Annotated in this window: 14 protein-coding genes; 4 read left to right on the top strand and 10 right to left on the bottom strand. The window is 64.2% G+C overall.

Features of this window, described 5'->3' with window-relative positions; all coding sequences use genetic code 11:
- Positions 1–214: 214 nt before the first annotated feature.
- The 3 genes from CH295_RS27280 to CH295_RS27270 are packed head-to-tail and all read left to right on the top strand — an operon-like array spanning position 215 to position 2741.
- Entirely contained in the window at positions 215–1174 is a 960-nt protein-coding gene (locus CH295_RS27280; RefSeq protein ID WP_252342231.1) for an ATP-binding cassette domain-containing protein, read from the top strand.
- Positions 1171–1956 carry an ABC transporter permease gene (locus CH295_RS27275; RefSeq protein WP_252342230.1) on the top strand — a complete coding sequence of 262 codons (786 nt, stop codon included), beginning with the start codon at positions 1171–1173 and terminating at the stop codon, positions 1954–1956. Before CH295_RS27280 ends, CH295_RS27275 begins: the two co-directional genes overlap by 4 nt.
- On the top strand, positions 1953–2741 hold the full coding sequence (locus CH295_RS27270) for an ABC transporter permease (RefSeq protein ID WP_252342229.1): 789 nt from the start codon (positions 1953–1955) through the stop codon (positions 2739–2741). Before CH295_RS27275 ends, CH295_RS27270 begins: the two co-directional genes overlap by 4 nt.
- A 5-nt stretch (positions 2742–2746) precedes the next feature.
- Here CH295_RS27270 and CH295_RS27265 read toward each other — a convergent pair whose 3' ends face one another.
- Together CH295_RS27265 and CH295_RS27260 are read right to left on the bottom strand one after the other, a co-directional pair.
- The gene (locus tag CH295_RS27265) at positions 2747–3715 is read right to left on the bottom strand and encodes an ABC transporter substrate-binding protein (RefSeq protein ID WP_502694551.1); all 969 of its coding nucleotides are present in this window, start codon (positions 3713–3715) and stop codon (positions 2747–2749) included.
- Between the two features lie 20 nt (positions 3716–3735).
- Complete coding sequence (locus CH295_RS27260; protein WP_094742542.1) at positions 3736–4485, bottom strand: MTB12 C-terminal domain-containing protein; 750 nt, start codon at positions 4483–4485, stop codon at positions 3736–3738.
- A gap of 187 nt (positions 4486–4672) precedes the next feature.
- On the opposite strand from CH295_RS27260, the gene CH295_RS27255 reads away from it, so the two are divergent.
- Positions 4673–5314, top strand: coding sequence for a GNAT family N-acetyltransferase (locus CH295_RS27255; RefSeq protein WP_252342227.1), 642 nt, complete (start codon positions 4673–4675; stop codon positions 5312–5314).
- Positions 5315–5330: 16 nt separating this feature from the next.
- Here the strand turns inward: CH295_RS27255 and CH295_RS27250 are convergent, their stop codons facing one another.
- The 8 genes from CH295_RS27250 to CH295_RS27215 form a co-directional block, all read right to left on the bottom strand.
- Complete coding sequence (locus tag CH295_RS27250; protein WP_094742541.1) at positions 5331–6476, bottom strand: acyl-CoA dehydrogenase family protein; 1146 nt, start codon at positions 6474–6476, stop codon at positions 5331–5333.
- Positions 6473–8050 carry a long-chain-fatty acid--ACP ligase MbtM gene (mbtM, locus tag CH295_RS27245; protein WP_094742540.1) on the bottom strand — a complete coding sequence of 526 codons (1578 nt, stop codon included), beginning with the start codon at positions 8048–8050 and terminating at the stop codon, positions 6473–6475. Before mbtM ends, CH295_RS27250 begins: the two co-directional genes overlap by 4 nt.
- Positions 8047–8286, bottom strand: coding sequence for an acyl carrier protein (locus CH295_RS27240; RefSeq protein WP_094742539.1), 240 nt, complete (start codon positions 8284–8286; stop codon positions 8047–8049). Before CH295_RS27240 ends, mbtM begins: the two co-directional genes overlap by 4 nt.
- Positions 8287–8321: 35 nt before the next feature.
- Positions 8322–11282, bottom strand: coding sequence for an acyltransferase domain-containing protein (locus tag CH295_RS27235; protein WP_141217117.1), 2961 nt, complete (start codon positions 11280–11282; stop codon positions 8322–8324).
- The gene (locus CH295_RS27230; RefSeq protein WP_094742537.1) at positions 11275–12618 is read right to left on the bottom strand and encodes a beta-ketoacyl [acyl carrier protein] synthase domain-containing protein; all 1344 of its coding nucleotides are present in this window, start codon (positions 12616–12618) and stop codon (positions 11275–11277) included. The genes CH295_RS27235 and CH295_RS27230 overlap by 8 nt, the downstream gene beginning before the upstream one ends.
- Positions 12615–13385, bottom strand: coding sequence for a thioesterase II family protein (locus tag CH295_RS27225; RefSeq protein ID WP_094742586.1), 771 nt, complete (start codon positions 13383–13385; stop codon positions 12615–12617). Before CH295_RS27225 ends, CH295_RS27230 begins: the two co-directional genes overlap by 4 nt.
- Positions 13386–13414: 29 nt before the next feature.
- Positions 13415–19447 (bottom strand): non-ribosomal peptide synthetase, encoded by a 6033-nt coding sequence (locus CH295_RS27220; RefSeq protein ID WP_094742536.1) that lies wholly within the window; start codon positions 19445–19447, stop codon positions 13415–13417.
- A 116-nt stretch (positions 19448–19563) separates the two neighbouring features.
- Positions 19564–21489, bottom strand: coding sequence for a condensation domain-containing protein (locus CH295_RS27215; RefSeq protein WP_094742535.1), 1926 nt, complete (start codon positions 21487–21489; stop codon positions 19564–19566).
- Positions 21490–21558: the final 69 nt, after the last annotated feature.

Genomic DNA, 21558 nt, shown 5'->3' with positions numbered 1-21558 from the left:
GGTGACCCGCCGATCCGTCATATCTTCACACATCCAAGCAAGGTTAGCCTCAGCTTGTTGAACCGGTGAGTCTGTTTGTCTGGTCACCTGAGCGTGCGGCGTCGCTTCACCTACGTGACGGAGGCCTCTGTGCTGTAGGTTATGAGGGCAGGGTTACCTAACATTCCTGCTGTTCCAGTGAAGGACTGCCCGCATTGCTCTGAAGGGAGGCCGCATGACTCACCTGGACAACCTCGGCCGCGAGGCCATGGTCTACGTAGAGAACTTGACGAAATCGTTCGGAGAGGTCAAAGCACTCCAAGGCGTGGATCTCACGGTGCACGAGGGAAACATTCTCGGCCTGTTGGGACCCAACGGGGCCGGGAAGACAACCACGATCAACGTGTTGACCACTCTGGTTCGCCCGGACGGCGGTGTCGCACGAGTCGACGGAATCGACGTGACCACCGACCCGGGCGCAGTTCGTTCACGAATCGGCCTCACGGGTCAATTCGCAGCTTTGGACGACAACCTCACGGCCCGTGAGAATCTCGTGCTCTTCGGGCGACTGCTCAAACTCGGCGGCAGGCGGGCTCGGATACGAGCCGACGAACTGTTGGAAGAATTCGGGCTCTCCGACGCGGCGGACCGACACAGCGGAACGTTCTCCGGAGGTATGAAACGTCGCCTCGATCTCGCGGCGTCCATGGTCGGAAGCCCGAGAGTGCTCTTCCTCGACGAGCCGACGACCGGCTTGGATCCCCGAAGCCGAAATGCACTGTGGGAGGTTGTCCGAACTCTCAAGGCGTCGGGAGTCACGATCGTGCTGACGACGCAGTACCTGGCCGAAGCCGACGAGCTCGCGGACGACATCGTCGTCATCGATCACGGCCGAGTCATCGCCGCGGGGACGTCGTCGGAGCTGAAGACCAGAATCGGCGGCAGCTCCGTCCGAGTGCGCGTGCACGGCGAATCGGACCGCGCACGAACGGTATTGAGCACGCGGTGGCCGGTGACTCCCGCCGATGACGATACATTGGGAATTCCGGCAGAGGGCTCGGACACCCTCGTCGACGTCGTCCGCTTGTTGGACGAGAACAACATCGCCGTCGCCGAAATCGGTTTCCAGGAGCCGAGTCTCGACGACGTCTTCCTCGCCCTGACCGGTTCCACCAGGATCGAGGTGCCTACGTGAGCACCTCGACGTCGGTGCACCCCTCGACTGTCGGGGACACACTCTGGCTGGCGGGCCGTCACCTCCGCCTGATGTCCCGCAGGCCTGCGTCGATCGTCGGTGCCCTGGTTCTCCCCCTGATCTTCACGCTTCTGTTCTATGCGGTCTTCCGAATTCCGATGGAACGCCTGGGCATCGACTATGCCCAATATCTGCTTCCCGCCGTCGTCATTCAAGCTATGTTCTTCAGCGCCATGTCGGCGTCGGTGTGGGCCGCGGAGGACGCGGCCGGCGGCATGGTGAATCGGCTTCGATCCATGCCCGTCGCCCGGTCGGCCCCGGTGCTCTCGCTGCTGGTCGGTGAGCTCGTGCGATCGTTGATCAGCATCGTCGTCCTTCTGCTCGCCGGGTACGGGCTCGGATTCCGGTTCGAGAACGGCGTGCTGACTGCCGCGTTGTTCTTCCTGTTGGCGTTGTCGTTCGGTGCCGCAACATCGTTGCTGTACCTGGCAATCGGATATGCGATCGCCAAAGCGGACACCGCACAGTCGGTCGGGGGGCTCCTCTACTACCCGCTGCTGCTGCTCTCCAATTGCTTCGTACCGACCAGCGCGTACCCGGATTGGCTCGAACCCGTCGTCGAACAGCAGCCGGTCACCCGCGTCGCGGATGGGCTTCGAGCGCTGTCGACAGCAGGTACCGCGGGTGCCACGAGCACCGTTCTCATCGCGTTCGCATGGTGCGCAGCATTGGTGATGGTCGGCGGCTATGCAGGATCACGAGCATTCGGAAGGATTCGATGACCACCACCGATATTCCGCGGGCGAGCCTGATGCTCGACACCGCGCTGATGACGCGTCGCGCGTTCACACTGATGCGACGGTCCCCGACGACGCCCATGGCTGCCATCGGGTTCCCCGTCATTCTGATGCTGTTCCTCAGCGTCAGCTTCGCCGAGGTCGTGATGCCCGGCGCAGGATTCTCCGAGTACGTGGACTACAGCACTCCACTGTTCATCGCGATGGGCACCACCTTCGCCACTCTCGGTACCGCCATCGACGCGCACACGGATCGAATCTCGGGCTTTCGCAATCGTATGCAGACACTTCCTGTGTCGCCGATCGCCCCGTTCGCCGGGCGAGCCATCGCGGACCTCGTACGCAACCTGATGACCTCCGTCGTCGTCACTGCCGTCGCATTCGCTCTCGGGTTCCGTTTCGGCCCGAAGGCCGACCTACTCGATGTGCTTGGCTTCCTGACGTTTCCGCTCGTCTACGGGTTCGGACTCGCATGGTTCATGCTCGCGGTCGCAGAATGGATGAGTTCCGCGGAGGCCGTCAACGCAGCCCTCAGTGCTGTCCTGCTGGTTTTCTCGTTTCTGTCCACCGGATTCGTGAAACTCGGCGACTTACCAGGATGGGCCGAACCGATCGCGGAAGCCAATCCGATTTCCAAGATCGTCGAGGTGATGCGCGGCTTTGCCTCTGGTGCAGCAGATTCGGGTGCGGTGCTCGCCGCGAGTGCTTGGGCGATCGGCATGACGGTGGTGTTCGGATCGGTTCTGATTCTGATGACCCGTCGAAAGTAAGGGACTCACTCGGTGGCAGCGGCCTCGAGCGCCGGCCGCATCTTGTCGAATACGTACGGGATCGAGGTCGGCGAAGGTTCGTTGATCGCGGTGATGTCGGTCTGCGAAAGCAGCGACACGGCAGCATTTTTCACGGCGTCGAGGTTTCCGTAGCTCGGCAGTCCGACGAGTCGGTCCTCGAGCTCGGGAGTGCTCGCGCTGATGACGAGGATGTCGGAGTTCAGCAGGGGCACGTTCTCGGTACTGATCGGGAATCGCGGCTGCCCGGTTCTCGCCGACTCCTCGGCGAGTGCCGGAGCGACGACGAGGCCGAGCGAGGAGAACAGTTGTGCCGCACCGTCGGTCGCACTACCGAACGCCTGGATCTGGTCCGGCCCGTACATGAACGCGAACGCGTAACTCTTGCCCGACAGTCCCGGATACTCGGCGGCGAGATCAGCGATGTCGGCGTCGACGCCGGCGACGATCTCGCGGCCCTTGTCCGGCTCGTGCAGGATGACACCCATCAGAGTCACCATGTCCTCCCACGGGTCGATCTGTTCACCGCTGATCTTGTCGATGGTGGGTGCGATCTGGGCGAGCTTGTCGAATTGCGATGCCTGCGCGGCGAACCCTGGAGCGACGATCAGGTCCGGTTCCAGCGCCGCGATCTGTTCGACGATGTCCCCGCTCGGATCGATTGCCGTCGACTCGGCCAGCCGGTTGCCGAACCACGGTGCAGGGTCACCGGTGGTGACTTCGAGTGCGTCGTAGTACCCGACGGGAGTGATTCCGTAGGACAGCGCGACGTCCGTCCACTGCCCTCCCAGGGTGACTATTCTCGCAGGGGTGCCGTCGACCGTGACCTGCCTGCCGTCGGGCAGGTTGATCACGACCGGTGCGGCTGCGGGCTCTTCGGAAGCGGACGTGCACCCTCCGAGGAGTAAGGCCACGCACGTCAATACCGCAGCGGTCAGCGTCTTGTCACGCACGATTGATCCGGTGTCCTTTCGGGTCAGACGGAGCACGGGAGCATCGCGTACGAGGCGATGCCGCACACACTCGAGTTGGACAGCTTCCATTTGTCGCCGGCCCAGATCCAGGCCAGCTGCTGTGAGCGAGTACCGCTGCCGGCCAACGACATCACGAGAGTCGCGCTCATGGTCTGTCCGTTCAGTTCGACAGGTCCTGCCATCTCGTAGGTGAAGGCACCGCCTGCGACGTTGATGAACGCGGCGACGGCATCCACACTGGGCAATGCGGCTTCACCGCCCTCGATCTCGTCCGCGCGCGCGAAGCGATCCCCGCCGACGTTCATGATGGTGTTGATCTTGGTGTTGAGTTGTCCAGGGCTGAGCGCGGCGGGCGCCGGCACCTGCGCCTGCTCGGGCACCGCCGTCTGCTGAGGTTCTTGCTGTGTAGCAGTAGGTGCCGCGCCCACGCCTGCTCCCCCGCCGCTCGGGGCGACCTGCTCGGCCGGTGCGGGTGCCGCCGCCGTCGGTGCCGCCGGCGCGGCCGCCGGCGCGGCCGCGGGCGCAGGGACCGCCTGGGCCGCCGTTGCGGCCTGCGGCGCCAAATTCACGACAGTAGGCTGCGCAGCAGTCACCGATTCGTCTCGATTGCCGTGAACCATGACTGTTCCGACGACACCGATGGTGACGATGAGCGCCGACACGATGGCCGAAATCCCGGCCGACGCAAGAATAGTGGGGATATCGAGGCTGCGCCCTTGGCGCTGTCCCTCGGTGTCGTGTGTGCTCGACATCGTCTGTCCGTCTCTCTGTCCGCGGCTTTCGTTGCGCTGCGGGTATTCGTGTAGTGGCCATCCGGCCATAGTGAAGGCTATCCTTGGTTACGGACGCATGGTACCCGAAGCTCGCACAGTCCTCTCGATGTTCGATTTCGGCACCTACCTGCGCATACCCCGCACCCGAGCAAGGACTTCGACAACCGTGACCGAAACCTTCCCTGTCCTCGCCCGCGAACTCCGCGACATCGGTGACGATGTTCGCGCTGTTCCCGCTCCGCCCATCCCCGTCGTTCCCGAGCCGTATTCGATTCGGGTTGCCCAGACGGACATTTCGTCGCCGTCCGCTCCTGACACCGAGATGGTCACCGAGTGGATGAACCGACCCCACCTGGCCGAGGCCTGGGAGTACGACTGGCCGCGGGAGAGGTGGCACGCCCACCTGCAAGCGCAGCTCGACGGTTCGTACTCCAGGCCGCTGATCGGGTCGTTCAAGGGCAAGGACATCGGCTACCTCGAGATCTATCGCGCGGCCAAGGACCAGATCGCCGGCGTCTACCCGTCGGATCCGCATGACATCGGAATGCATGCGGCGATAGCCGAACTGTCGGTCGTGAACAAAGGATTCGGAGCTCTGCTACTACCCAAGATCATCGCGAGTGTGTTCGAGCTCGACCCGAAGTGTCGTCGCATCGTCTTCGAGCCCGACTACCGCAACACCGTCATGCGTCGGTTGTCCGAGTACGCGGGTGGCGTGTTCCTGGGCGAACTCGACATGCGGGCCGACCGTCGTATCGCGTTGTTCGTCGTGCCACGCACACCCGACGATGTTCCGGATATGAGCTGAGGGATTCTCGGGTCGGTCAGCTGATCGTCCGCGCCAACGCCTCGTACCCATCGTGATCGGGCTTCATGGCGTTGGCGACGAGTTCCCACAGCACCTCGTCGGTTCCGCCGCCCACCCGCGCGAGTTTCATGTCCCGCCACCATCGGCCGATCGGGGTCTCGTCTGCGAGAAAGCCGGATCCGCCGAAGATGTGCATGCATTCGCTCATCACTTCTTCGCCCAGCCGTGCGGCGGACACTTTCAGGGCGGCAGCGGTTCGCAGGTCGAGCTTGCCCTCGGCCGCGACGCCGTTCAGTGCGTATCGAAGGATGTCCACACGCGCCTGCAGATCGGCCACCCGGAAACGAAGCGCTTGATGATCGAACAACCGCTGCCCGAACTGTGTTCGACTCTTCATGCGCGCCAGCGTGATTCCCAGTACGTGGTTGCACGATGCTGCAACCTGACCGGCGATCGACAGTCTCTCGTGGGCCAGTCCCCAGCTCACCGCTGCAAGTCCTGTGCCCGACCGTGCGATGAGATTGTCCGCGGGCACCCATGTGTCCATCTCGACCGCGGCCGTGTCCAGCGGTCCAGCACTCACTTTGCGGTACGGCGACTCGATCGTCACCTGTGTGGTCGGCACGAGGATCAGCACGACGTTGCCGTGACGACTGGATGCATTGTGATCGACACTGCGTGCGACCACGAGGATGTAATCGGCGATGGGCGAGAGTGACACGAATTTCTTACGGCCACGGACGCGGAATCCGTCCAGTTCGGTGGTCACCTCGGTTTCGACGATCTGGAGGTCGGACCCTCCTGAGGATTCCGACGCGGCGAGACACAGCACCGCTTCACCTCGAATAGCTTGTGCTGCAACAGATTTGAGGAGTTCTGTGCGACCGAACCGCTGCAGGATTGCGATGGCGGAATCGTGGAGGCTCACACCGACACTGATCCCCGCCGAGCCCAGCTTACCCAGCTGGTAGGCCAGTTCGAGCAGCTTGGGGACATCCGGAGTGGCCCCGTGTGCCCACTTCGCCTCGAACACGCCCTGTTCGCCGAGTCGTTCCAGGAGTTTGCGAGGGAAGCTCTCGGCTTCCTCCGCCTCGGACGTCCATCGGCGGATCTCATCGTCGAAGACTTCGGCCAACAGTGCGCGGTAGTCGGGATCGTTCATGCCAGCGCCCCCGTTTCGACGAGCCTCTTGACCTCGAGGCGACGTAGTTTGCCCGACGTGGTGCGGGGGAGAGTTCCAGCTTCGACGAACACCACGTCGCCCGGAACGATTCCGCATGCCGACGCCACCGCGCCGATGACGGCGCTGCGCGCCGATTCCTGGTCTGTACCCCTGTATTCCGCGACCATCACCAGCCCGGGCCGGGCCGTGTTCTCCCGCGCCATCGCGACGACGCCACCGCTTCGGACACCCTCGACCTCGGCAGCGGCTCGCTCGATCTCGATCGGAAACAGGTTTCGGCCGGCGACGATGACCAGCTCCTTGGTTCGTCCGCAGATGACCAATCGGCCGTCGACGAGGTAGCCGAGGTCGCCGGTCCTGAACCATTCGTCCTGCGCCAGCGGTGGGTGACCGAGATAGCCGGACATCATCGACGTTCCGCGCGCTTCGATTTCACCGACCTCTCGTCCGGAGACCGACGGTGCCCGAGTCGACGCCTCCACCACGCGAATCTCCATCCCGTCGATGGGCTCCCCCAGCACTGCGTACCGCCTCGTGGCACCGTCGACCTGGACCTCGTCGTAACGTGCGCCGTCGCCTGCAGCGGGCATGGTGATCGCACACGTGGACTCGGCCATGCCGTACGCGGGCGCGGCTGCTCCCGGGTCGAAGCCGAAGCGAGCCGTCTGTTCGAGAAACACGTCGAATGCCTTGGCGTCGATGGGTTCTCCCCCACTGATCGCCACGCGAATCGCCGACATGTCCACGTCTTTCAGGAACTTCCCGTATCGACCGACGATGTCGTATGCGAAGTTCGGTGCAGCGGTGACGGTCGCCCTGGATTCGGTCAGCCAGTCCAGCCACTTGAAGGGCGCTGCCGCGAAGGCGGAATTGGACACGATCCACGTCGACATTCCGCTGACCATGTTGGCAGTGAGGAACGCTAGTCCCATGTCGTGATAGAGCGGCAGCCAGGTGAACCCGATGTCGGTCCGGCCGTCCACCTCCAACCGCTGCAACAGCCCCTGCGCATTGGCCAGTACGGCGTCGGGCGACAACACCGCGGTGCGTGGCTCACCCGTCGACCCGGCGGTGCTCTGGAGAATTGCCGGGCCGGTGGGAGTTCTCCGCTCGATGCCCAATCCTCCGTCTTGCGTGCAGAAGTCGGTCGCCGGCACCACCGTCAGAGAACTCGACACCGATGCCAGCAGCTCGAGTTGCTCGCCGTTGCCGAGTACGGTCCGCACGCCCATGGCTTCATATCGCGCAACGGTCGTCTCGGCCCACCGCACGGTGTCGGCACCGCGGATGGGACCGGGCGCAATCGTCACTGCGGTCCCTGCCAACCAGGCACCTTGGATCGCCGCGATCACATCGAAGCCAGGGTCGCCGATCAGCCCGAGCGGGCTCGGGTCCTTCGCAATTTCCCTGGCCATCTGCTCGGCGCGGGCATGGACGTCCTGCCACGGATGCCGGCACCACTGCTTCGATGTCGAATCGAACACGACCAATTCGCCGTTGGATTCGGTCATCGAGGTCCTGACAGCGGCAGCAAGCGCGCTGAGCTCGTTCATCCGCGCTTGGCCAGCACAGCGTCTTCGAGGTCTGCCACGGTATTGCAGCTCATCAACTCCTCTTCCGACAGTGTCACGCCGAGCTTTTCCTCGATGGCGACCATGCCCACCGCGAAGCCGACGGAATCGAGGCCGACCTCATCGATCAGGTGTGAGGTCCGGTCTATTCGTGAGGTGTCGACCTGCAGTTCTTCACGAAGGATTGCTTCCAGCTCAGGGCTGATGGTGTCGGACATGGGAACACTCCACTTCTCGAAGGGGTAGTACGTGGTCAGGTGGTGACCAGAGAGGTCACGTCGTCGAACGAAGCGCCGGCCAACAACGCTGACACCGGTATCTCGCGGTGCAGCGCCGTCTTCACACTCTTGTGAAAGTCCAGTGCCTGAATCGAATCCATACCGAGGGCGACCAACGGCGTGGTCGGGTCGAGATGGTCGTCGTCGGCCAAGCCCATGATGCGGCCCAGGAGCGAACGTAGGTCCGGTGCGTTCGACGACGGTGCAAGCGAGGTGCTGGCCTCGACCACAGGTGTGTCCTCGACGGATTCGCCGCGTCGGGGAAGCAAGGACGCCACACCGAGGAGCTCGCAGATCGACCCGATCGTCGACCAGTCCGCGCCCAGCGCAAGGCTGTTGCGCGACTCGGCCGTGAAGCCGACGTTCAGGGCGTCCTCGGGCTCCATGGGGAGGATTCCAGCCTCCGCAGATCTCGCGATCAGTGCGTGATAATGGGCGTCTGTGCGACTGTCGTCGGCCCAGACGCCCCATTGCACGGACACCGCATCGAGACCGCGTGCTCGCATCCGGTGCGCCAAGGCGTCGAGCATTCGGTTCGTCGAGGAGTACACGGCCAATCCTGGGCCACCGAACGTCGCAGATACCGACGAGCACAGCAGGATTCGGCAGTTCGGTGCCAACTCGAGGCCTCCGGCCACCGTCTCGATCCCGATGAGTTTGGCGGCGCAGGCCCTGGCGACCGCGGCGCGATCGATATCGGCACCCGAGGCGTGGACGTAGTCGACAGCGGCGTGAACGAGGAGGGTGGCCGGGCGTCCGGCTCGCTTCGCGGCGAATGCGGCAACAGCCTCGGGATCGGTGATGTCGCACGCCTCCACGGCCACGTTCGCGATCCCCGACCGTCCGCCGCGTCGGTTGACCAGCGTGATCCGGCCGGCCCCTTCGCGAGCGAGACGCTCGGCGACCGCGCGACCGACACTGCCGGTACCGCCGACGATCACCACCTCGCTGAGGTCTCCGAAGTCGGTCGCGGCGGGGGCATGCACCAGGCGCTGTGCGTACAGCTTCCCCTCGCGCAGAGCGAGTTCCGCTTCTCCGGCGGTGTGCAGCGCGGACATCATCGCGGCGGCGAGCTTCGGGGTGAGGGCACCGTCCTCGATGTCGAGATGCCGGAACGTGGTGCCGATGTGCTCGGACCCCAGCGACCGCGCAGCGATCCCTACCGCACTGTGCAGCAGGTGCGGTACATCGTCGGGCAACACGGCCTGACCGCCGACCGTGACGACCCAGAAGTTCGGCGCACCAGCGGGTTTCAGCCACTCCGAATGTTGCTCCAGCATTTCGCCTAGAGCCTCGGACGCCTGCTCGGCGTCCATGCCCTCCAGCGGGGGCATCAATGCGACGACGGCATCGAACCCCGCCTCATCGTTGCTGCGATCGCCGACCACAGCGGTGGCACCGTGGCGCACCGCTTGTGCCGCCAATTGCTCCGCGAGCTCACCGCATCGTCCGCTGTGATCGAGGATCGCCACTCTCTGCGGGTTGGTCAATCTGCGTCGCGTGAGCGGTTCCCAGGCCTCGACGAGACGCTCCGGGACCGGGTGGCGCACCGGGACGGGCGCGGTCTCCACCGACCGGTCGGCCCAGTACCGCTTCTGATTCATTCGGCTGTTGGGGAAACCTCGCAAGGGCAGCCGCACCTCGGAGTCCGAGGGGTCTCGGAGCGCATCGAACCGAAAGTTCTCGTTGTCGACCGCGACGGCCGCCACTGCACGCGAGAACTCGGTCAGGGTGGCCGCCGTACGACGTGACGTGCCTACCACGAGTCGGCCCTCGGAGGCCCCCAATGTGTCTTCGACGGCCAACTGCAGGGCCGGGTGATCGGACATCTCCACGAACGTGTCGACACCCGCATCCGCCATCGCTTCGACCGCAAGATCGAATCGAACGACGTTGCGCAAGTTGAGGTACCAGTACTCGCCCTGATCGATCTCCGAGGTGATTCTCTCGCCGCCGAGCGTCGAGCTGTAGCAGGGGATTTCCGGCTCGGTGAACCGCGTGGCGGAGCATGCGTCGTGCAACCTGCTCTGCAATCGATCCCGTACCCGAACGATCGCGGACGTGTGCGCGGGGTAGCTCACACCGATTTCCTTGGCGAAACTGCCGGAGCCGCTGACGCTCTCGACGATGTCCCGAACGGTCGCCGCGTCGCCCGCGACGCAGATGGCACTCGGTGAATTGACGACTGTCAACTCGGCCCAGCCGCTGCGTCGGGCCATCAGAGCTTCGGCTCGATCTCGGCGGATGCCCAGAAATCCCATCGAGTAGTCGCTCGGCGGGAACTCCGCGACGAGTTCGCTTCTGATCGCGGCCGTACGCAACGCGTCCTGCCACGTGAGGGCTCCGCTGATGTACGCAGCGGCGATCTCGCCCTGTGAATGGCCGACGGTCGCGTCGGGAAAGATACCGACCGCCTGCCACATTCGCGCGATCCCGATCATGTGCGACGCCAGTGCGGGCTGCACGATGCGCACGCTGTCGTCCGTACCTTCACCGAGTAGAAAGCTGCGCACGGAGATGTCGAACTCGTCGACCAGGAGATCTTCGGACGCGTCGACGACGTTGCGATATGCGGGAGACAACTCGTAGAACACCCGGCCCATTCCGAACCGCTGGCTACCTTGACCGGGGAAGACGAACGCGGTTCGACGGGTCGTCGCAGGCCGTTCGCCCATCACCACTGCCGAGTCGGGGTTACCCGCGACGATCGACTCGAGGCTCGCGCGCAGCGCTGCGGTGTCCGTTGCCATCACCAGGGCGCGGTGTCTTCTGGCGGATCGGGTTCGGAAAAGCGTCGACGCCACGTCGGTCGGCGACACGCTCGGGTCGGCGCGAAGGTAGTCCGCGATCGCGCGCGCCTCGTCTCGTAGGAGATCGCCGCTGTGCGCCGACACCAGCACCGGTATCGATCCGTCGGGAAGGATATGACTAGGCACGCGCGTACTCCTTCTCGTCGACGGCGACGACGAGGTGCGCGTTGCTTCCGCCGATTCCGAACGCCGATACCGCACCGTGCCGAACACCGCCCTCCGCGGGCCACGGTCGAACCTTCTCGACGAGCCTCAAACCGGATCGGTCCCAGTCGATTTCGTCCGTCGGGTCGTCTGCGTGCAACGTCGGTACCAGTTCGCCACGGTCGGCACAGGCGAGTACCTTGATCAATCCGAGAACACCTGCTGCAGCTTGAGTGTGACCGAAGTTGGATTTGCAGGACCCGACATCGACGCGGGTGCCGGCGGCCGATGCTGCGGCGCCGTAGGTGCGAGCGAGAGCGTTCAACTCGATCGGGTCACCCACCTGCGTTCCGGTGCCGTGGCCCTCGATCAGCGAGACCTGTTCCGCGCGAACGCCTGCGACGCGGAGCGTTCGGTCGATCAGTCGAACCTGCGACTCCCCTCGTGGCACTGCGAGCGCGGCACCGGACCCGTTGTGGTTGGTCGCCGACCCGCGGATGCACCCGTGGATTCGGTGGCCCGCCAGGCGTGCGCGTGAGGCGCGTTCGAGGACGACGACCCCGGCACCCTCGGACCACACGGTTCCGCTGGCCGATGCCGTGTACGAACGACAGTGGCCGTCCACCGACAACGCGTTGTTCTTGGCGAACTCGACGAACATCATCTCCGAGCCCATGACGGTCACTCCGCCCGCCACGGCCCAGTCGCACTCCCCCAGTCGGATCGAGTTGGCGGCCAGATGCACCGCGGTCAACGACGCCGCGCATCCGGTATCGACGGTCAGGCAGGGGCCGAGGGATCCGAGGACGTGAGAGATGCGGCCTGCGACAGCACTGAGCGAGCTTCCCGACAGCTGATATCCGTTGTGCTCGTTGACTGTAGACATCGAGGGGCCGTATTCGGTGATCATGGCACCCATGAAGCAGCCCATCTCGTCACCGTCGATCGACTCGGGATCGATACCGGAGTTCTCCAGTGCACGCCACGCGACGCGCAGACCCACCCGTTGCTGAGGGTCCATTGCGATCGCCTCACGCGGTGTGATCCCGAAGAATCGAGGGTCGAAAGCTGCTGCCTCGTCGAGGAATCCACCGGCGTCGGAGACGGTTCGCCACCCTTCGGTGCGCCCCAGTGACGCGAGCCGGTCCAACCGCCATCCCCGATCGCGCGGGAACCGCCCGATCGTCTCTCGTTCGGCGTGGAGTACCTCCCAGAACTGGTCGACCGTCGACACTCCGCCCGGTGCTTCGACGGCCATGCCGACTACGACGACATCGTCGTCGGCATACGTACCGGTATCGCTGCGAGGCAACGTCATCGGGCGATCTCCGCGACGTCGGTGCGCTCCGGTACAGCGAGCAATTCGGCGATGGATTCCACGTTGTCGTTCAGGTAGAAATGTTCGCCGTCGAAGAGCGAGACCGTGACCCCGGCGGTGGTGTGCGCTTCCCAACCGTAGAGATCACCGACGCCGACAATCGGATCGGCGTCGCCACCGAGCGCCAGCACGGGGGCGTCGACGGTCGCGTTCTCTGGGCAGGAGTACGTGTCGACGACGCGGTAGTCGGCGGTGAGTGCAGGGATCGCCATGCGCATGATGTCGCGGCTGGCCAGAATTTCGGTACCCGTGCCACCCAGCGCGACGAGTCGGTCGAGAATCTCGTCCTCGTCGGTCGGGTGCGGCGCTCGGTCTGCCTGTCGGCCGGGCGGAACCGCCGCCGACACGGCCAGAAGACGAACCGGAATTCCGGCGGCTTCGGCAGCGCGAACGAACTCGAACGCGACGAGTGCGCCCATGCTGTGCCCGAACACGGTCACACCCCGTCCACGGTTGTGCGGCGACTCCGTGAACTCGGCCAGCGCTTCCTCGCCGAGTTCGCCGACCGACCCAGCGGCTGGCTCACCGATGCGGTCATGCCGGCCGGGATACTGCAACGCCACGACGTCGAAGTATCGGCTGAATTGCTCGGAGAACGCCCGGTACGCCGATGCCCCTGTCCCTGCGTGCGGACAGATCACGAGCGGCGGTGCGGACGCCGACACCGGTGTGTGAAACTGCCTGATCCAACCGAGTGCGGTGGACATGTCTTCTCCTTGTCGGAAGTGCGAACGCGTCACCACGTGCGGCGCATGGTCAGGTACGCCTGATCGTTCTCGTCGAGCACTGCGGCGTCGGCGAGCCGCGCGTCCGGGTGCTCCGCGATCGACCGCAACGTGGCCGAGTAGGCGGACTGGATGATCTCCACGTCGAACATGTCGAAGGAGTCGGCCGCATAGGACAGGACGATCCGAAGACCGTCACCGGGAAACACTGTGAGCCGCAACGCATGTTCGGATTCGCCCCGCGCACTGAACGAGACCAGGTCGAGTCCGCGTCGCGCCAGGAGACGTTCCATCTCGGCGCGGCCTGAGGGGTAGGACTGGAAGGCGATCATCGTGTCGAACAATCTCCGTACACCGGTGACCTTGTGCGCTTCGGTGATCGAATACTGTTCGTAATCCATCAGTTCCACGCGCTGGCGTTGGACGACGTCCAGATGCTGTCGCCAGGTACGGTCGTCGGCCATGTCGAACACTCGCGGTACCGTGTTCGCGAAGGACCCGATGGCGCTGTCGATGTCGTCGATGTCGGTCGGGCGGCCCGCTACCACTTCGCCGAACACGATCCGATTCTGGCCGGTGAACTGTCGCAGTACATGTGCCCATGCGAGCTGGCAGACCGAGCTCAGCGTGCTCGCCCCATCCGTGGCCACCACCCGCAGACGTTCGACGATGTCGGCATCGATCTCGAACTCGTGATCGACGGGCATCTCACCCGACGCGTGATCGGGTGCCACGATCGTCGGTTCCTCGACAGGTTCGAGGTATCGAGCCCAGGCTTGTTCGGCGGCGTCGCGTCGATCGCGAATCAGCGTGAGGAACTCGGCGAACGCCGTCGACGGTGGCAGAGCGTCGGATCCGACACGGGTGGCGTAATCGACGAACACCTCACCGGGCATCAACTGACCCGACCATCCGTCCGAAATGATGTGATGAGCCGTCAGCACCATGAGGTGCTCGTTCTCGGGAAGGTGAACGACCATCGCCCGCAGCAACGGGCCTGCCGCAACATCGAATGGGCGCGCCATGTCCTCGTCGAGCACGCTCTGGAGGGCCGCCGGCACGTCGGCGACGTCGTTCGTCAGATCCAGCTCGTGCACGTCGAGTTTCACGTGTGCGGGCACGATGCCGAGCGGTGTGCCGGCTCGCGACACCCCGATGGACACCCTGAGATTGGGATACCTGCCGGCGACGAGGTTCATCGATTCGACGAGTCTCGGAGTGTCGAGCTCTCCGCGCACCCCGATCAACATCTGGACCGAGTAGATGTCCTTCTCTGCGCTGGTGATCCCGGCGAGATACATCGCCTCCTGCATCGGTGCCAACGGGTAGACCTCCACCACGTCGCTGTACTGCCGCTGCCAGTCGTCGAGATCGAGCTGGGTGACGCCGTCGGCGAGAACATCGCTTGGAGTGAGGTACAGGCGGCGGTCCCGGCCCAGTTCGGCGGTGATCTCGGCCAGCGCGCTCACCCAACCGTCGGCGATCTCCCGGGCAGCGTGGGTCGAGAGGATCCCGCCGGGGAATCGGAACGACGCTTCGAGCCGCGCATCGTTTCCGTCGACGAGGGTCACCGTATTGACATCGAGGATTGCGGCGGCAGGCATGTTCTCGTCGGCATAGCCCGTCAGGTACGGAAACTCGGGTGCCGGTCCCCATTCGCGCGTCTGCTCGTCCCCGACCGCGAACCGACCCATGTAGTTGAAGCTGATCCGAGGCTCTGCGCGCTCGGCCAGCAGGGGCCGAGTGTCGTCGTTCGACCAGCGCAGCAGACCCCAGCCGATCCCGGCGTCGGGGAAGGACAGCAACTGCTCCTTCACCGACTTCACCGCCTCGACCATGTCGGTTGCGGTGTCGGTGAACGTGACCGGGTAGATCGACGTGAACCACCCGACGGTGTCGGACAGATCGGCGTCGCAGAAGAGCGATTCCTCGCGTCCGTGACGCTCGAGGTTCACCGACAACGGGCCGTCCCCACGGTGACGCCGGACAGCGAGCAACAGCGCCGCGAGCTGAATGTCGACGAGTTCGCATCGGAAAGCCCGCGCGACGGTGTCGGTGAGGGCTGTCGTCTCCTCCACTCCGAGGGTCACGGTCACTTCGCGAACGGTCGACACTCTGTCGACGGCGGGGTCGAACGGCCGCGTTCCCAGTGCAGGTTCGGGGATGTCCTGTCCTCGCCAGAAGTCGAGTTGTTCGGTGAACTGCGGCGATCGCGCGATCTCGGCGACGCTCGTGTTCCATGCCGTCACAGAAGTGCTGCGCGGTGGGGTGACGGTGTCTGCGGACCAGAATCGACGAAGGTCGTCACCGATGATGCGCCATGAGACGCCGTCGATCACCAGGTGATGGATCACCAGCAACAATCGCCCGAACTCGCTGTCGTCATGCACCCACACGGCCTCGACCATGTGACCGGCCGCGGGGTCCATTCGGCCACCCGCTGCTCGGAGTTGTTCTGCCAGTGTTTCTTTCATGGTGGCGCCGGGTCGGAGAACAACCTCGGTGAGTGCAGGTGCCACCGGGTCCTCCGGTACCGAGAAGACCGGGTGTCCGTGTGCGCCGACGACGACCGAGGCCGACAGCATCGGATGAGCGGCCACCACTGCGTCCAACACCTCCGCGAGGCGCTCTGCAGTTGAGCCGGCAGGAGTGACGACGGCCGTCGCCTGGCAGTAGCCTGCGTAGTCCGTGACCTTGTCGATCAGCATGGAAGCGACGGGTCCAAGCGGAATTTCACCGTATTCGCTCTCGACCGGGGAGAGCGGCCGAGCGTCGCTCGGTGCGATCTGCTCGGTGGCCGCAGCGATCAGCCCAATGGTTCTCGCCTCGAACAGTGCCTTGGTACTGACGTGGAGCCCGCGTTTCTTGAGTGCTGCGGCCATGCGGATGGCACTGATCGAGTCTCCGCCGAGGGAGAGGAAGTCGTCGTCTGCGGCCATCGCGGTGGATTCTGGGATATCGAGGGTGGACCGTACTATCTCGGCAACGATGTGTTCGGTCTCGCCCTGCAGCGGACGCCCGGTTCCCGATCTGTCGCCGAAGTCGGGGATCGGCAACGCTTTGTGATCGAGCTTCCCGTTCGAGGTGAAGGGCAGCGACGCCATCTTCACCAGGATCGACGGCACCATGTAGCTCGGCAACCTGTGCGCCAGGTAGCTCTTGATGTTGTCCGCGTGCTGCTCGTCCGAGATCTCCTCGGCACCGGTGTCCGCGATGTAGTAGGCAGCGAGAACCGGACCGGTCGCCCGCGGAATCGCCGTTGCTGCAGCGGACATCACGCCAGGAACCTGGCGCAGAACGGTGCCGATCTCGCCGAGCTCGATCCGGTGGCCACGAATCTTCACCTGGTCGTCGGCGCGGCCGATGAACTCGAGACGCCCGGTCGAACTCCACCGCACCAGATCACCGGTACGGTACATGCGATCTCCGGGTGCGGAGAACGGGTTGGCGACGAACGCGCCCGCCGTCAAGCCGGGGCGCTCGTGATAGCCGATCGCCAATTGCACTCCACCGACGTACAATTCGGCCGTCACGCCCTGGGGAACACGGCGGAGCGCGGAGTCCAGGACCCAGACGCTCGAGTTCGACTCGGGGACACCGATCAGCGACGAGCGGAACTGCGAGTCGTCGGTGATCCCGCTGAAATCCTCGTACGTGATGTCCATGGTTGCTTCGCTCGGACCGTAGAGACCGATGACAGGACAGTCGAATGCGCGTCCGGCCTCCTCCGCCAGCCAAGGCGAGACGGCCTCTCCACCACAGAACAGAAAGCGCACGGACCGCAATCTCTCATCACCTGTGCCGGCGTCGAGAAATGCTCGGAGCATCGTCGGAACGAACGAGAGCACGGTGATTCGATACTTCTCGATGAAATCGGTGAGGGCGTGGGCATCCATCCACCACCAGCCGGGCTGCGCCAGAACCAACGACGCTCCCGACGAGACCGCAGCGATGATCTCGCACACCGACACGTCGAAACCGATCGGCGTCTTCTGCAGAACGCGCTCGGTTTCGATCATGCCGAAGTGGTTGCGCATCCACTGAACTCGGTTGCTGACCGCACGATGATCGATGACGACACCTTTGGGCTTGCCCGTGGTTCCGGAGGTGTAGATCAGGTATGCAGGCTCGTCGGGAACCGTCGGTCGTTCCACCTCGTCGGCGCGCACCGATGTTCCGTCGGTGGCCTCGATCTCGGCGAGCACCGCGGGATCTCCGAGATCCAACACCGGAACGTCGAGTGAGGGTGGCGTGCGTTCGTCGACGAGGTGTCTGACCACGACGGTCGGCTCTGCGTCGTCGACGATGTACTCGACCCTCTCGGCCGGGTAGTCGGGATCGATGGGAACGTAGACGCCGCCGGCGCGCAGGAGGCCGGCCACGACAACGGCGAGCCACTCGCTACGGTCGGCGTGTACCGCGACGAAATCACCGGGTCGTACTCCACGAGCGATCAACGTGCGTGCGAATCGATTGACTGCGGAGTCGAATTGCGCGTACGTCAGTTCCACCTCGCCGAATACGACCGCGATTCGATCCGGATAGGTCTGCGCAGCCTCACGCGTCATGGCGTCGACGGTGGTCGGGGTGATGTCCATCGGTGGTCCCGACGTCCACCGGTCGATGCGAGCAGAATCTGCTCTCGACAACTCGGCCAGCTCCCCGACCGTCGTGGACACCGTCGCGTGCGTGAGCACCTGCTCTATGTACTCGTGCAGGCGCTCGATCGTCTCGGGGTCGAACAGGTCGGTCTGGAATGTGATCTGTACGTCGACACGGTCGCTCAGCAAGAATGTCTCGACGGCGACAGGCAGCAACGCCGATCCGTTGTCGACGAGCTCCCAGCTGGTGGTGCAGCCCGGCAGGACCGGCCCGTCGATCTTCTGGTCGAGGAAGAGCACCATCGTGTCGAACAACTGGGTGCCGACGGTCGGATTGACGCGCTTGGCGATTCGCACCACGTCCTCGTACGGGAATCGCTTGTGCCGGAACACCTCGGCATCGACCCGATGGATGTGATCGACCAACTCGGCGAACGTGCGATCATCGTCGGAGACGAAACGGAGGGCGACCATGTTGCTCAGATTGCCGATCAACAGCTCCTGGCCCGCAGCTTCACGATTGGCGACGGTGGTGCCCACGACGATGTCGTGTTGACCGGTGATCTGACGCAGGGCGATGTAGTACACGGCCAGAAACACCTCGAACGGAGTTGCTCGAAGTCGGCTACTGAGCCCACGCAGATGTGTTGCAGCCGAGGCGTTCAGGCTGCGATCGAGACGGGCTCCTCGCGACGAGGCCTGCGCAGGACGGCGGTCGTAGGGCAATTGCAACGCATCCAGTTCCGGAGTCCACGTGTTCTTCCAGAACGAGATGGCCTGTGTCCAGTCCGTTCGTCGGTACTCGGCGATCTCCCATTCCGCGAAGTCCGCCACTTGCAACGCGAGCGGTTCCACCGTGAGCTTTCCGTCGAGCGCCAGACGATAGAAACGCTCGATGTCGCGAGACAATGCCTGCAGAGTCATGCCGTCCCAGGCGATGTGCTGCATCAGCACGATTGCGACGGTGCGGTTGTCGCCCATCCGCGCCACGGTCAGGCGTAGAGACGGGTCGGCCTCGAGGTCGAGCGGTTCGGCGACGAGAGTGTCTACAAGGTCCCGGTAGCGCTGCGCTGCATCGACGCCATCGCCGAGATCGACACGATCGGAACGGTAGGGGAGGTGCTGGTGAATTCGCTGAAACGGCACCCCGGATGCATCGGAATGGTATGTGGTGCGCAGGATTTCGTGACGCTCGACGACCGCAGAGAACGCCTGTTCGAGGGCGAGATCGTCGACGAGACCGTCGAATGTCAGGGCCAGGCACAAGTTGTAGACCACACTGCCCGGTACCAGTTGCTGGTAGGTCCACACTCCCTGCTGCGCGGCCGACAGTAGGGCGCGATCCGGATCCGAGCGGGTCGGGACTACTCCACCGCCGGTGTCCATGCCTTCATCCAGGAGACGAAGCCGCAGCGCGGCTTCTACAGCGTCCAACGATCGCATAGACATTTCCTTCTGTGAAACCCCGGATAAGATCAAGGAAGCCTAACCTAATATACCCACGCGGTGTCGTCTCTCCACTGCAGAGACTTTCAACTCAAAACGGTTGGTGCAGAAAATTACCGAGACGAAAGACGCCTGCGCAGCGCATCCAGCGAAGCCTCGTCGAGACCGGATGTGGCCATCGGTGCCACCTCTGCCGGAACCGCCGCCGGGAATTCGCCCCTGGCTTCGCTGTCCATGTGAGCGGCCAATTCCGCTACCACAGGAGCCGCGAACACCATGTGCGCCTCGACGACGAATCCCGAACGCTTCAAAGCCGATACGAGACGCAGCGCCGCGAGGCTGTCACCGCCGAGTCCGAAGAAACTGTCTTCGCGCCCGATCGCCATGTTCTCGTCGAGCGCCAGAACGTCCCGCAATGCAGCGACGACGGCTTCCTCCGTCGCCGTGCGAGCCGGACCGCCGAATCCCGATTGCCGCTCGGGTTCGGGCTCCGGGAGTGCGTCGCGGTCGACGTCACCGGAAGCAGTGAGCGGCAGCCTTGCCAGACCCGTCACTGTCGCCGGGACCGCTGCCGCGGGCAGACATGTCCTCAACGCATCGAGCGCAGCGTCGGCCGAGGCTGCGTTGCCGGTCACGTACGCGTCGAGACGTATGTCGTCGGCAGTTCTCCGTGCTTCGACCACCGCTGGTGCCACCCCCTCCATTGCAGCGAGGGCAGATTCGACGCCGTCGACGTCCACGGCCCGACCTCGAACGACCGCCCACCGTCCCGAAGGCGAACGCCGCGCCGGCGGCGGACCACCGTCGAGGAGTTCGCGAAACCGTGCTATGAAACCCTCGATATTCTCGACGCCGCGCAACGCCCGCGAGGTCCCGATCCATACCGCCCAGCCGTCACCGGTCGATGCGATGGAGACGGCCAAGTCCACTCCCGCCGGCACACCGCTTCGATGATCGATCGGTTCTGCGCGGTGCCCGTCCAGGCGCAGTTGCGGTGGGCCTGCGGGGCGAATCTCGACTACTACCTGAAATGGTGAGACCCCACGTGTGCGAGATTCCTCGGACACAATCGCTCCGACTCGCTCGATGCGGGTCGAATCATGTTCTCGCGCAGCATCCAGACGCTCTGTGACGTGAGCGAGAACCTCGTGCCGAGTGCGTGTGTCGTCGACCTCGATTCGACAGATCAGGTGGTTGGCGAAATTGCCGATCACCGACCGGGTCAGTGATTCGCGCGCAGCGTCGAGCACCCCGATCGAGATGTCCGAAACACCCCATTCGCGATGTACCGCAATGGCAGTGGCCGTCAGTGCATCGTACGTAGGATCCACTGCCTCGAGGCAGGGCAGATCGAGAACTCGTTCCCACACGAACTCGCCTTGTTCCGAGTTCGTCGCCAGCGCGATGAAGCCCGCCGGAGCGTCCGAGAGTCGGTCGGTCCAGTACGTGAGGTCGGCATCGTCGGCTGCTGCGGAGGCTCTGATCTGATACGCCGAGAAGTCGCGATATTGCGCTGGCGGGCTGTCTTCGTCGTCCGAATTATAGCCACGTGCAATGGTTTCGGCGATCAGCGCTGTCGACGCCTCGTCGGCAGCGATGCGGTGAACGGTCAACGCCAGCACGGCTCCGGTCGCGGACGGATGCAGTCGCATTCGGACGGGGATCTGCGTCGCCAGATCGAACGGTGCCGAGGGTTCACCAGGTGCATACGGAACGTCCACGACGTCGACGAGCGGGGTCGGAATATCGACCACCTGTTGGTAGGGAAGCCGTCGATCCATCGGGTAGACGGTGCGCAGGATCTCCGCGTTCTCGAGCAGCCGTACGCACGCTCGCTCCAGCCGTTCGTGATCGGGAGCAGGAGCGATCTCCCACGCTACGGTCGTATGCGATCGGGCGGGACCGTTCGATCGTTCTGCTCGAACCACGGCTTGCTGTGTCAGCGACAGCGGAACACGAACCACACCGGCGGGCGAGGTTCGTGAACTGTGCTGCCTCCCGGCACTCTTCGGCAGAGCTCGAACATTTGACTCGGACATTTCGGATCTCCCGCGACGATGCCGCGCCGCATGATCGAGCGACACGTACAGCTGAGGAGATTAGCATAG

Source organism: Rhodococcus sp. 14-2483-1-2, from assembly GCF_002259405.1.
Taxonomy (GTDB): Bacteria; Actinomycetota; Actinomycetes; order Mycobacteriales; family Mycobacteriaceae; genus Rhodococcoides.
Note: the sequence above shows the minus strand (reverse complement) of the source record. Positions and strands in the feature narration are given on the sequence as shown.

Bases quoted from the DNA above. Each gene is read 5' to 3' on its own strand.
- CH295_RS27280 (WP_252342231.1), top strand. From the start codon at position 215: ATGACTCACCTGGACAACCTCGGCCGCGAGGCCATGGTCTACGTAGAG.
- CH295_RS27250 (WP_094742541.1), bottom strand. From the start codon at position 6,476: ATGAACGATCCCGACTACCGCGCACTGTTGGCCGAAGTCTTCGACGAT.
- CH295_RS27220 (WP_094742536.1), bottom strand. From the start codon at position 19,447: ATGCGATCGTTGGACGCTGTAGAAGCCGCGCTGCGGCTTCGTCTCCTG.
- CH295_RS27225 (WP_094742586.1), bottom strand. From the start codon at position 13,385: ATGTCCACCGCACTCGGTTGGATCAGGCAGTTTCACACACCGGTGTCG.
- CH295_RS27260 (WP_094742542.1), bottom strand. From the start codon at position 4,485: ATGTCGAGCACACACGACACCGAGGGACAGCGCCAAGGGCGCAGCCTC.
- CH295_RS27270 (WP_252342229.1), top strand. From the start codon at position 1,953: ATGACCACCACCGATATTCCGCGGGCGAGCCTGATGCTCGACACCGCG.
- CH295_RS27240 (WP_094742539.1), bottom strand. From the start codon at position 8,286: ATGTCCGACACCATCAGCCCTGAGCTGGAAGCAATCCTTCGTGAAGAA.
- CH295_RS27215 (WP_094742535.1), bottom strand. From the start codon at position 21,489: ATGTCCGAGTCAAATGTTCGAGCTCTGCCGAAGAGTGCCGGGAGGCAG.
- mbtM (WP_094742540.1), bottom strand. From the start codon at position 8,050: ATGAACGAGCTCAGCGCGCTTGCTGCCGCTGTCAGGACCTCGATGACC.
- CH295_RS27230 (WP_094742537.1), bottom strand. From the start codon at position 12,618: ATGACGTTGCCTCGCAGCGATACCGGTACGTATGCCGACGACGATGTC.